The 12257-nt window shown below is 65.9% G+C and carries 10 protein-coding genes; 2 read left to right on the top strand and 8 right to left on the bottom strand.

Features of this window, described 5'->3' with window-relative positions; translation table 11 throughout:
* The first annotated feature begins 120 nt into the window (after nucleotides 1–120).
* Nucleotides 121–717: a BA14K family protein gene (locus MFF07_RS00645; RefSeq protein ID WP_238230536.1), complete on the top strand. Its 597-nt coding sequence runs from the start codon at nucleotides 121–123 to the stop codon at nucleotides 715–717.
* A gap of 289 nt (nucleotides 718–1006) precedes the next feature.
* Entirely contained in the window at nucleotides 1007–3637 is a 2631-nt protein-coding gene (locus MFF07_RS00640; protein ID WP_238230342.1) for a DUF2339 domain-containing protein, read from the top strand.
* Between the two features lie 164 nt (nucleotides 3638–3801).
* On the opposite strand, the gene MFF07_RS00635 is transcribed toward MFF07_RS00640, so the two are convergent.
* The 8 genes from MFF07_RS00635 to MFF07_RS00600 all read right to left on the bottom strand — a co-directional run bounded on the left by MFF07_RS00635 (nucleotide 3802) and on the right by MFF07_RS00600 (nucleotide 12248).
* Nucleotides 3802–5361 (bottom strand): SpoVR family protein, encoded by a 1560-nt coding sequence (locus tag MFF07_RS00635; RefSeq protein WP_147816175.1) that lies wholly within the window; start codon nucleotides 5359–5361, stop codon nucleotides 3802–3804.
* Nucleotides 5362–5563: 202 nt separating this feature from the next.
* Complete coding sequence (locus tag MFF07_RS00630; RefSeq protein ID WP_238230341.1) at nucleotides 5564–6865, bottom strand: YeaH/YhbH family protein; 1302 nt, start codon at nucleotides 6863–6865, stop codon at nucleotides 5564–5566.
* A gap of 101 nt (nucleotides 6866–6966) precedes the next feature.
* Nucleotides 6967–8919 carry a PrkA family serine protein kinase gene (locus MFF07_RS00625; RefSeq protein WP_238230340.1) on the bottom strand — a complete coding sequence of 651 codons (1953 nt, stop codon included), beginning with the start codon at nucleotides 8917–8919 and terminating at the stop codon, nucleotides 6967–6969.
* Between the two features lie 258 nt (nucleotides 8920–9177).
* Nucleotides 9178–9660, bottom strand: a complete 483-nt coding sequence (locus MFF07_RS00620) for a 4-aminobutyrate aminotransferase (protein ID WP_238230339.1) — start codon at nucleotides 9658–9660, stop codon at nucleotides 9178–9180.
* Between the two features lie 132 nt (nucleotides 9661–9792).
* Nucleotides 9793–10212, bottom strand: a complete 420-nt coding sequence (locus MFF07_RS00615) for a hypothetical protein (protein ID WP_147816180.1) — start codon at nucleotides 10210–10212, stop codon at nucleotides 9793–9795.
* Nucleotides 10213–10271: 59 nt separating this feature from the next.
* The gene (locus MFF07_RS00610) at nucleotides 10272–10763 is read right to left on the bottom strand and encodes a MerR family transcriptional regulator (RefSeq protein WP_147816182.1); all 492 of its coding nucleotides are present in this window, start codon (nucleotides 10761–10763) and stop codon (nucleotides 10272–10274) included.
* Between the two features lie 56 nt (nucleotides 10764–10819).
* Nucleotides 10820–11140: an integration host factor subunit alpha gene (locus tag MFF07_RS00605; protein ID WP_147816184.1), complete on the bottom strand. Its 321-nt coding sequence runs from the start codon at nucleotides 11138–11140 to the stop codon at nucleotides 10820–10822.
* 130 nt (nucleotides 11141–11270) lie between these two features.
* Nucleotides 11271–12248 (bottom strand): beta-ketoacyl-ACP synthase III, encoded by a 978-nt coding sequence (locus MFF07_RS00600; protein ID WP_147816186.1) that lies wholly within the window; start codon nucleotides 12246–12248, stop codon nucleotides 11271–11273.
* Nucleotides 12249–12257 lie beyond the last annotated feature (9 nt).

Genomic DNA, 12257 nt, shown 5'->3' with positions numbered 1-12257 from the left:
TGATAGATCCGGGGAATGAAAACCGCCGACGCTCGTTATGATTTCATGGATCCGAGAAAGATCGATCGGAATTTGATCATGAGACGTATTGTTTTGGCTTCGGTCCTAGCCGTCGGATGCTTGACCGTAACGACGGGGACCGTCGAGGCGCAGAATGCCTTGAGCGGAGGCGGTATCGGAGTCGGAGGCCGCGGTATCGGTGGTGGTGGCCTCGCTGGAGGAGGAGCCAGCCTCGGTGGCGGCTCGAGTGCCGGTGGTTCCGTCGGTGGTGGCCTGGCTGGTGTGGGAGGCCTACGCGGTGGCGGCTTCGCGGCCGGACCCCGCGGAGGGTTCGGTGGCAATGCCCTCGGCGGTGCCGTCGTCCGCAATCCCGGCGGCGTCGTGGACGGAAGCGTCGGCGGGAATCCGGGCTGGAACCGTCCCGCCCGGCCCGGTGGCCCGGGCCGTGGTTGGCGCGGCCGGTATCCCGGCTACGGCTATGGCGGTGGTCTCGGCTACGGCGCCGGCCTCGGGTATGGAGCCGGCTTGGGGTACGGGTTCGGCGGCGACCCCTACGGATATGCCAACGACGGCTATGCCGCAGCTGGTTATGTAGACGAAGAGGCGGTGCCCGCCGGGGACGAGCAGGCCGCCTACTGCGCGCGACGCTTCAAGACCTACGATCCGCGTAGCGGTACCTATGTCGCCAAGGGCGGCAAGCGGCGCTCCTGCCCGTAAGGCTTGCGGCGACCGCTTCTCTCTCGATCGCATCCTTAGGCTTTCGCCGGACGTGCCGAGCCGGTCATCGGTGGAGATCAGCGCTGGCTGGGACGGGCCAGCCCGGAACCGGGATCCGACACGAACCCTGTGGGCATCGGCCCGCAGGGTTTTTCGTTCGGCGCGAGCGGTCGTCGATCCATCCCCGATCGGATCGAGACCAAGGCTTTTCTCCGGACGTGACCGGGCGCACAGATTGCACGACGCGACCGGCGCATCCCGGCGACTTGGTCGATCGGACGCCCGTACTATGGACGAGTTGGTTTTCTTCCTTGGTCTCGGCATCGCGGTGCTGGCTGTGCTCGCCTGCGGGCCAGTCGCGTTCGCGCTGACGATTGCGCAGCGTCGGCGGATTTCCATCCTGGAAGACAGGCTCGCACGCTTCGAGCGGGCGACGCCGGCCACGGCCGCGACGATACCGGCCAGCCGTCCAGAGCCGGTCCGTGAAGCGCCGCGGCCGGCGCCCACGGTGCCGGCGGTCCCGGCGCCTCGTCCCGATCCCGCGCCGCCGCGGGCCTCCTTCGAAGAGCGTTTCGGCACCCGCTGGACGGTCTGGGTCGGCGGCGTCGCCCTCATCTTTGGTGCGGCCCTGCTGGTGCGCTACTCGGTGGAGGCCGGCTATTTCGGGCCGGGTCTGCGCATGGCCTCCGGCTTCGCCCTGGCTCTGGGACTGCTCGCTGCTGGCGAGGCCCTGCGGCGCCGGCTGCGGGGAAGCCTGCCCGTTCCGCCGGCTTGGCCGGACATCCCGGCGATGGTGACGGCTGCCGGCACCGTGGCGCTTTTCGGCGCGGTCTACGCGGCCTACGGGCTCTACGGCTTCATCGGCCCAGAGCTCGCCTTCGTCGCGCTTGGGGCGACGGGCCTTGCTGCCATGGTGCTTGCTCTGCTGCACGGCCCGTCACTCGCCGGGTTTGGTCTCGTCGGCGCGCTGGCCACACCGCTTCTCGTCGGCGAGGGCGGTGGCAGCATCTGGCCGCTGACCCTCTACCTGCCCGTGGTGGCGGCGAGCGCCTACGGCTTCGCATGGCTCAAGGGCTGGCGAGTGCTCGCCATCGCGGCCGGGATCGGTGCCGCCGCCTGGGCACTCCTGCTCGGCCTCTCCGCCATCGACGCCTCGGCCTCTGCGGCAGCGCTCGTGCACGGCGTTCTGCAGGCCGCGCTCGCGAGCCTCACCTTCGCCCTTCCCCATCGCCTTACGCCAGCCGAGAACGCACGCCTCGACCGCGTGGCGACCGCCGTTCTGCTCACGGCCACGGTCATGCTGGTCGCCGTGCTCGGGCTCACCGCTCAGGCCGGCTACGGGGCCGTCTGGATCCTAAGTGCGCTCGCAGCCATCATAATTCCGTCCGCTGCAGGGTTCCTCGCTATGCCCGTGGCGGCGGGATTGGTCGTCGCAGGATTGGCCTTGAGCGGCATCATCGTGCTGTGGCCGCCCGAACCGGGCCTGCATTGGGACAGTCTCCTGATCCGGCTCGATACGACCGACCCGGGCATCCTGCTGGCGGTCGTCGGCGTCTCCGCAGCCGGCGTCACGACGATGGGAGCCCTCAGGCTGATCGGCGGCGGCCGGCTGCCGGCCGCTACGGCGCTCGCCTACGCGGCCGGCGCCACCCTGACGCCGTTGGCCGCTTTGTCCTTCACCTATCTACGTCTCGCGCAGGCCTCTGTCTCGCCGTCCTTCGCGGTGGCCGCATGGGTGCTGGCCTTGGCGATGATCGGGCTCGGCGCTGCGCTCCGTGCACAGGGCGATCGAACGCCGTCGGACGCGCTCACGATCGGTCTCGGCGCCTTCGCCTCGGCCGCTGTGGCGGCCCTGGCGCTCGGCCTCGTCTTCGCGGCCTCGGGCGGGTCGCTGACCGTGGCGATGGCGCTGGCGGCGCTCGGCAGCGGCGCGATCGCGCGCCGGCTCGATATCCCTGCGCTTCGCTGGTGCGTCGCAGGCCTCGGAATTGCCGTGGCGGGCCGCCTCGCCTGGGATCCGATGGTGGTCGGCGGCGAGCTCGGGCGCACGCCGATCCTGAACTGGCTGCTCGTTGGCTACGGCGTTCCGGCCCTCGCCTTCGGCCTCGCCTCGCGGCTGATCCGCCTGCCCGGCACCAAGCCGGATGCCCCTCCCCTGATCGCCGAAGCCCTGAGCCTGCTGCTTGCTGCCTTCCTGGTGTTCTTCGAGATCCGGCACGCGCTCCACGGCGGCGACATCTTCGCTGAGGATAGCGGCGTGCTGGAGCAAGGCCTGATGGCGCTCTCGGCGCTCGGCCTCGCAGCGGTGCTGGTGAGGCTCGATGGCGTCCACCGTTCGCCGGTGATCCGGATCGCCAGCCTAGGCTTTGGGGTAATCGCCTTCGCTCAGAGCCTGCTCGGCCTCGGGTTCGCCGTGAACCCGCTGCTCACCGACGAGTCTGTCGGCGGCGGTGTACTCTTCAACGAGATCGTCATCGCCTACGGCCTTCCGGCGCTCGTCGCCTTCGCGCTGGCCCGAACGGCGCAGGCGACGCGGCCGCGCTGGTACGTGCTGGCGGCCGGCGGCGTCGGGATGATCCTCGGCTTCCTGGCGCTCACGCTGACGATCCGCCACGGCTTCCAGGGCGCGAAAATGGGCCTCGATCGCGAGACGAGCCAAGCCGAGTGGTATGCCTACTCCGCCGGCTGGCTCGCCCTGGGACTCACCCTGCTCGGTTACGGGCTGCTGCGACACTCCCTGACGGCACGCCTCGCCTCTGCGGCGCTGGTCGCGCTCGCAACGCTCAAGGTGTTCCTGTTCGATCTCGCCGGGCTCGACGGGCCGCTGCGAGCGCTGTCGTTCCTCGGGCTCGGCGCGGTGCTGATCGGGATCGGGCTTGTGTACCAGCGCTTCGTGTTCGCGCCGACGCGAACGACGTGATGCTGGCGTCATTCCGGGGCCGCGAAGCGGCACCCGGAATCCATTCGCGATGCGCGGCTGAGACAGGGCGTCGTGCCCCGTCATAGGTTCCAGGTTCTCACCTGCGGTGCGCCCCGGAACGACGGTGGAGATTCTCCCGCCGCCGGCAGCACGTACCGGGTAACTCAGAAAAAGATCGGCCGGGCGCTTGCGTTGTGCTCGACGAGCACCGTGCCGGTCGCCGGATCGACCTCCTTCAGCACGGCGTCGTAGCCCCACAGATCGGCGAGGTGCTGCAGCACGCGCTTGGCGTCTTCTTTCTGCAGGGTGATGCGGTTCAGCGCCTTGTGGTGGACGATGAGGCGGCGGTCGCCTTCGAGATCGACATCGACCACCTCGATGTCCGGATCGAGCCAGGCCACGTCGTATTGCCGGGCGAAGGAACGGCGCATCTTGCGGTAGCCGCGCTCGTCGTGGATCGCCTCGACGCGCAGCTCGGTCTCGTCGGGATCGTCGACGACGTGGAACAGGCGCATGTCCCGCATGAGTTTCGGGCTGAGAAACTGCGCGATGAAACTCTCGTCGCGATAGTTCTCCCAACAATCGCGTAGCACGGCCATCGGGTCGCCGATGCCGGCGATCTGGGGGAACCAAGCGCGGTCCTCCTCGGTGGGCTGCTCCACGATGCGGGCGATGTCCTGCATCATCGCGAAGCCCAGCGCATAGGGGTTGTGACCGCCGAAGCTGCGGTCGTCGAAGTTCGGCTGGCGGATGACGTTGGTGTGCGAGGTGAGGAATTCGAGATAGGCAGCCTCGTCGATCAGGCCCTTCTCGGAAAGCGCGTTCATGATGCGGTAGTGCACGTAGGTGGCGCAGCCCTCGTTCATCACCTTGGTCTGGCGTTGCGGGTAGAAATACTGTGCCACCAGCCGGACGATGCGCAGGAGTTCGCGCTGCCACGGGCGCAGGCGCGGCGCGACCTTCTCCAGGAAGTAGAGGATGTTCTCCTGGGGGAGCTCCAGCAGGGCGCGGCGGCGATCGAGGGCCGGGTCGCCCTTGGCGGCGCCGGTCTTGGCGGGAAGCGTCCGCCAGAGGTCGTTGAAGATCTGCTCGCCATGCTCTTGCCGTTCGCGCTCGCGGCGCTGCTCCGAGGCGAGATCCGGCCGCTTCTTACGAGGATAGCGATGAACCCCCTGGCTCATCAGGGCATGAGCCGCGTCGAGCACTTGCTCTACCGCTTGCTGGCCGTATCGCTCCTCGCAGCGGGAAATGTAGGCCTTGGCGAAGTCGAGATAATCGAGGATGCCTTCGGCATCGGTCCACTGCCGGAACAGATAGTTGTTCTTGAAGAAGTGGTTATGGCCGAAGGCGGCGTGCGCGATGACGAGCGTCTGCATCGTCGCCGAGTTCTCCTCCATCACGTAGGAGATGCACGGGTCGGAGTTGATGACGATCTCGTAGGCCAGCCCCATGTGGCCGCGCCGATAGCTCGCCTCCTGCTGGGCGAAATGCTTGCCGAACGACCAGTGCTTGTAGAACAGCGGCATGCCGATCGAGGAATACGCGTCGAGCATCTGCTCGGCCGTGATGATCTCGATCTGGTTCGGATACCAGGACAGTCCGAGAGCGCGCGCCTCGACTTCGCAAGCCTCGTGGATGCGGCGGATGGTGTCGAAGTCCCAGTCGTTGCCGGTGAACAGCGGCTCCTGGGTCTTCGCGGCCGGTGCGAGTGTCAGGCTTGCCATGCAGCCTCCCATGTAAGCGCGCGCCAACCCCTCTCCCCTTTGCGAGAGAGGGTGGCCCGCGAAGCGGGTCGGGAGAGGGGAGCGACGTTTCCGAAGAGGGCGCTCCCCTCTTCCGACCCTCGCTGACGCGAGGGCCACCCTCCCCCGCAGAGGGGGGAGGGTTTTTCGCACCAGCCGGTCGCTTGATCAGTGGGGCGCCCGCTCAAGCCTCTACCTCCGCCCGCGCATCCTTCGGCCCGAACAGCTCGCGAAACACCGGATAGATGTCGCGGCGGTGATTGACCTTTCGCATGGCCAGCGGCTCGCCGGCCTTGGCCAGCACCTCGTAGGTACGCCAGAGCGTCGTTCGGTGCTCGACGAAGCCGGCGCGGGGGCCGTTCTCGTCTCCGACCTCGAGATAGGCGAAGTGCTGGCAGGCCGGCAGGATGTGCGCGCGCAGCAGTTCGGTCGAGGTCGGGCCGTCGCTCGACACATTGTCGCCATCGGAGGCCTGCGCGGCGTAGATGTTCCAATCGTTCGGATCGTAGCGCTCGGTGACGACGCGCTTCATCTCGACGAGCGCCGAGGAGACCAGCGTGCCGCCGGTCTCGCGGGAGCCGAAGAACGTTTCCTCGTCGACCTCCGTCGCCTTGTCGGTGTGGCGGATGAAGACGATCTCGACGTGCTTGTAGCGGCGCGTCAGAAAGATGTGCAGCAGGATGTAGAACCGCTTGGCGAGGTCCTTCATGTGCTCGGTCATCGAGCCGGACACGTCCATCAGGCAGAACATCACCGCCTGCGCGATAGGCCGCGGATAGGGCTCGAAGCGGCGGTAGCGCAGGTCGAGCGGATCGACATAGGGGATCCGCTTCGAGCGCTCGCGCAGGGCTTCCAGTTTAAGTTGAAGCTCCGGCAGAATCGGATCGAATTCGCCCACCTCCGCGATCTGCGCCTCCAGCAGCGCAAATTCTTCGAGCTTCGGGCGCTTGAGCGCGATGCGGCGGGACATCGAATTGCGCAAGGTACGCGTCAGGGCGAGGTTGGCGGGCGAGCCGCTCACCGTGTAGCCGGCCCGGCGCAGGCCTTCCGTCTCGACAATGGAGAGACGGCGCTTGGCGAGATCCGGCAGCTCGAGGTCGTCGAGGAAGAGTTCGAGGAATTCGTCGCGGGTCAGCGCGAAATGGAAGGCGTCCTCGCTGTTCTCGCCGCCGTCGCCGCCCTCGCCCGAACCGCCGGCCCCGCCGCCGCCCGGCGGCCGCTCGATGCGGTCGCCTTCGACGTAGGTCTTGTTGCCGGGAATGATGTAGTCCTGAAGGCCGGTGCCGGACTGACGGCTGAAACGGGGCTCGCGCACCCCGTCCGCCGGCACCGAGATCCGGCCGTCCTTACCGAGATCCTTGATGTCCTTCTCACGCGCCGATTCCCGGACCGCGCGCTGTGCCATGTCCTTGACGCGTCGCAGGAAGCGCTGACGGTTCGGGAGGCTCTTGCCTCCGGGATTGAGCCGACGGTCGACGATATGCATCGTGTCTCGCTAAACGCCTCGTCCTCAAGCCGTTGCCGGGCAATATGCCCGGACAACGATACGGAAGTGCGGCCGACGGCGGCGAAAAATGCGTGGCCGCCTCAACCCGCCTGCTTCACCCGCATGTACCATTCCACAAGCCGCCGGACCTGACGCTCCGTGTAGCCGCGAGCCGTCATCCGCTCGACGAACTCGCCGTGCTTCTTCTCGGTCTCGCCGTCCTTCTTGGAGCCGAAGGAAATCACCGGCAGCAGCTCCTCCACCTGGGAGAACATGCGCCGCTCGATCACCTCGCGCAGTTTTTCGTAACTCGTCCAAGACGGGTTGTGGCCGCCGTGCTGGGCGCGTGAGCGCAGGGCGAACTTCACGACTTCGTTGCGGAAGTCCTTCGGGTTCGCGATGCCGGCCGGCTTTTCGACCTTGGTGAGCTCCTGATTCAGGAGTTCGCGGTTCAGGAGCTGGCCGGTCTCGGTATCCTTGAAGTCCTGATCCTCGATCCAGGCATCGGCGTAGTCGATATAGCGATCGAACAGGTTCTGGCCGTAATCGTGGTAGCTCTCGAGATAGGCCTTCTGGATCTCGTGACCGATGAATTCGGCGTAGCGCGGCGCGAGTTCGGTCTTGATGAACTCCATGTAGCGCTTCTCGGTCTCGGGCGGCATCTGTTCGCGCTTGATCGCCTGTTCGAGCACGTACATCAGGTGCACGGGATCGGCCGAAACCTCGGTGGTGTCGTGGTTGAAGGTCGCCGCAAGCACCTTGAAGGCGAAACGGGTCGAGATCCCGTCCATGCCCTCGTCAACGCCGCCGGTATCCTTGTATTCTTGCATCGAGCGGGCACGGGGATCGACCTCGCGCAAGGACTCGCCGTCGTAGACTCGCATCTTGGAGAAGAGATTCGAGTTGGCGTGCTCGCGTAGCCGAGACAGCACCGAGAACCGGGCCAGCATCTCGAACGTGCCGGGAGCGCAGGACGCCTCAGACAATTCGGAGCGAGAGATCAGCTTCTCGTAGATGCGCTGCTCTTCCATGACGCGCAGGCAATACGGGACTTTGATCACGTAGATGCGGTCGATGAAGGCTTCGTTATTCTTGTTGGCCTTGAAGGACTGCCACTCGGATTCGTTCGAGTGAGCGAGGATGATGCCGGTGAAAGGGATCGCGCCGATATTCTCGGTGCCGACGTAGTTGCCCTCCTGCGTCGCGGTCAGCAGGGGGTGGAGCATCTTGATCGGCGCCTTGAACATCTCGACGAATTCGAGAACGCCCTGGTTCGCGCGGTTGAGGCCACCGGAATAGGAGTAGGCATCCGGGTCGGCCTGGGAGAGTGTTTCCAACCGGCGGATGTCGACCTTGCCGACGAGGCTGGAGATGTCCTGGTTGTTCTCGTCGCCCGGCTCGGTCTTCGAGATCGCGATCTGGCGCAGCCGCGACGGGCGGACCTTGATGACCTTGAAGCGCGAGATGTCGCCGTCGAACTCGTCGAGGCGCTTGAGCGCCCAGGGACTCATCAGACCGGTGAGGCGGCGGCGAGGGATGCCGAAGCGCTCCTCGATTTCGGCGCCCATCACGTCCGGGTCGAAAAGGCCGAGCGGGCTCTCGAAGACCGGAGAGACCTCGTCGCCGGCCTTAAGCACGTAGACGGAGTGGACCTCCATCAGCGCCTTGAGGCGTTCGGCGAGCGAAGACTTGCCGCCGCCGACGGGGCCGAGCAGGTAGAGGATCTGCTTGCGCTCTTCGAGGCCTTGGGCCGCGTGGCGGAAGAACGAGACGATCCGCTCGATCGTCTCCTCCATACCGTAGAATTCGGAGAAGGCCGGGTAGACCCGGATGGTCCGGTTCATGAAGACCCGGCCGAGGCGCGCATCGCGCGCCGTGTCGACCATCTCCGGCTTGCCGATCGCGTCGAGAATTCGCTCGGCCGCGCTGGCATACATCAATGGTTCGTCGCGGCAGGCTTCGAGGAACTCGGAGAGAGACATCTCCGTGTCCCGTCGCGCCTCGTATCCACGGGCAAAGCTCTGGAACAGGTCGCTCGTCGAGTGCGTCGGCATTCGGACACCCCCATCAAACTCAGGACAGCTTCATCCTGTCCCGGCTTGGATGCAACGGACATTATCGGATTTGTCGCAGCGCCCAGATCTCGCAGTTGGAACGTGTGAAACGGGCCACACCATGGCAGGATTACAGCAGATCTCGGGGTCGGCCAAACCCTTCACGGGCTTGACCGACTTCGGCTCGCAACGACCGGCGCCAAGACTTATGCTGCGATGCAATAAGGGCGGCGTCAATGGATCGAACGCGGCTTTGTCTCAGAGGTCGGACAGATCCTTGTCGTCCTTCTTATCCTCCGTCTTTTTCTCATCGGGCTTCTTCGTGTCCGGCTTGGCGTCGGCCTTGGCGGCCTCGACCGTGATGCGGATATCCTGCTTCTCCACCGTGCCCTCGGCGGTCTTGACCTCGATCAGAACCCGGTCTGCCCCGGTGAAATCGGCCTTGCTCTTGTAGAAGACCGCAGCCACCTGGGCTTCCTTGTCCGGGCAGCGATAGCTCGCCGGCGTCTTGAGTTTCTTGGTCGTCGTCTTGAGCTGGCCGTTCTTCGGTGCGCCCGCGATCTTGATCTCCGGCATCGATCCGGCGGAGCAATCCTTCTTCAGGTTCGGCGCCACGAGGAGGCGCACGACCTTGCCGGACGCGACCGTCTCGCTGCGGGTCGTCACGGTCTGTGCATGGGCCGGCGCCGCACAGGTCAAGCTGGCGGCCAACAGTGCTGCAAAGGGACGGACGGCGGTCATGGGCGGTTCTCCGGACCCTGCCGTATCGCCGGGATTATCCGGGCTGAAGCGTGGGCCTATGGGGCTGATCGGATGTGGGGACGCCGGGTCGCGGCGTCGAGGCTTCGCCAGCGGGATCCCCCGATCTGAGCCTTAAAGCTGCAGTGCAGCGGCAACGGCTCCGGTCACGCGGGCGATCTGTACGGCATCGAGTTCTTTGCCGAGAACCGCGACGAGATGGCGTTCGATCCGCTCACGCTCGCCGAGGTCGGCAAGCGGCGTGACGGGAATGTCTTTCTCTTTGAGGTTGCAAACCTTCCGAATGGTCTCGGCGGCCTTGAGCAGGTTCTCGCGATCGGCCGGCCCCATGTCCCAGAGCGGGTTGCGTAGGCGGCTGATGACGCGGCGGGCGTCACGATACTCCCGGTCGACCGAGGTGAGCGCTTCGATCTGGCTGACGAGAAACATCAACTCCAGCATCTCGGAGGCGGCGTCCGGCGAGGCGCGCACGATTCTCAGGACGCGAGCGATCAGCTCCTGGGTCGGGGATCTCGGTCGATTGGGCTCGGCCATCGCGCCTCAACGCCGAGGAGGCTGCCAAAGTTCGCTCGGATCGATCGTAGTCCTGCGACTCAAGGATCTCCGATAATCCCAGGCCGAAGCCCGACAAGCGCTTGGCGGCAGGAACGCAGATCGCTCAGCACCTCCAAAAGACATGCGTCGGCGTCAGAGGTGACCTCGATCGGTGCGAGGTCGACCTCGGCTTCACGTTCCTGAAGCGGGGGAATCATTGCTTCGGCTTCGCCTCGGCCAATTGCCTGGACGAACCGAACGCCGTGTTCCTTCAGGACACGCTGTGCGCCCTTTATGGTGTAGCCCTGCCCGTGCAGCAGCTGCTGGATACCCTTGAGCAGGTCGACGTCGTCGGGACGGTAGTACCGCCGACCGCCAGCGCGCTTGAGTGGGCGGATCTGGGCGAAGCGGCTTTCCCAGAAGCGCAGGACATGCTGAGGGGTGCCGACATCATCGGCAACCTCGCTGATCGTGCGAAAGGCACCGGGCTGTTTCTCGGCCCTATCGGGCAGGTGATCGAGCTCAGACGCGACCAGTACCGCGAGCGCCATAGACTCCCCTCACTTCGACCCGTGTCCAAATCTCAAACGCCGCCGCCGGAAATGGATCAGTCGTCGTCCTCTTCGATGCCTCCGTTGAGGCCGTTGATGCGCGCCTTGAGCACGTTCGAAGGCTTGAACACCATGACCTGACGGGGCTCGATCTCAACCTCGACGCCCGTCTTTGGATTTCGGCCGACCCGCTTGCCCTTCGAGCGTACCAGGAACGACCCGAAAGAGGACAGCTTGACCGTCTCGCCTTCCGACAACGTGTTGCAGATCTCGGCGAGGACGGTCTCGACCAGAGCCGCGGATTCGGACCGAGAGAGACCGACCTGCTGGTAGACGGCCTCGCTCAAATCGGCGCGTGTGACCGTCTTTCCCGTCATGAATTCCCCCTCCGGACGATTCGTCGTTCGCGGCGTATGTTTATGATCGCGAACGCTAATCTGCCGGGGAAGCCGGGTCAACCAACCCTTTCGGATGGACTACGAATGGACTGCGACATCCGATCCGAAACTACCAGCGGATCACCGCGGCACCCCAAGTGAAGCCGCCGCCGATCGCCTCGATCATCACGAGATCCCCCTCGCGGATCCGACCGTCCTTGCAGGCGGCGTCGAGCGCCAGCGGAATCGAGGCGGCCGAGGTGTTGCCGTGCCGGTCGACCGTCAGCACCACCTTCTCGCGGGCGATCCCGAGCTTGTCGGCGGAAGCTTCGATGATGCGGCGGTTGGCCTGGTGCGGTACGAACCAGTCCAGCTCGTCCGCCGTCGTTCCCGACAATGTGAAGGCATCGGCGATCACGTCGGTGACGGAGCCGACCGCGAAGCGGAAGACCTCCTTGCCCTCCATGCGCAGTTTGCCGACGGTTCCGGTCGAGCCGGGGCCGCCGTCAACGTAGAGTTTCGCCCGGTGGCGACCGTCGGAGCGCAGGCGGCTGGCGAGCACGCCGCGATCAGCCTTGGTGCCTTCGCCCTCGCGGGCTTCCATCACGATCGCGCCGGCGCCGTCTCCGAACAGGACGCAGGTGGTGCGGTCCTCCCAGTCGACGATTCGCGAAAAGGTCTCGGCACCGATCACGAGCGCACGCTTGGCGGCACCGGTCCGGAGCAGGCTGTCGGCGGTGGCGACGGCATAGACGAAGCCGGCGCAAACCGCCTGCTGATCGAAGGCGAAGCCGGATTCGATGCCGAGTGCCGCCTGGATCTGCGTCGCGGTCGAGGGGAAGGTGTTGTCCGGTGTCGAGGTCGCACAGATCACGAGGTCAATATCGGCTCCGGAGAAGCCGGCGTCGTCGAGCGCCGCGCGCGCCGCACGGGCGCCAAGCACCGAGGTGGTCTCCTCCGGCGTCGCGATGTAGCGCTGACGGATCCCGGTGCGCTGGACGATCCACTCATCCGACGTCTCCATCCGCTCGGAGAGATCGGCATTGGTCACGACGGTTGCGGGCAGGTGGGAGCCGCAGCCGACCACCACGGAGCGTAGCGTCGTCATCGGGCTCGT

Source organism: Methylobacterium thuringiense, from assembly GCF_022179645.1.
In the GTDB taxonomy this organism is placed as follows: Bacteria; Pseudomonadota; Alphaproteobacteria; order Rhizobiales; family Beijerinckiaceae; genus Methylobacterium; species Methylobacterium thuringiense.
The sequence above is the reverse complement of the archived record's forward strand: the minus strand, read 5'-3'. Positions and strand labels throughout refer to the sequence as shown.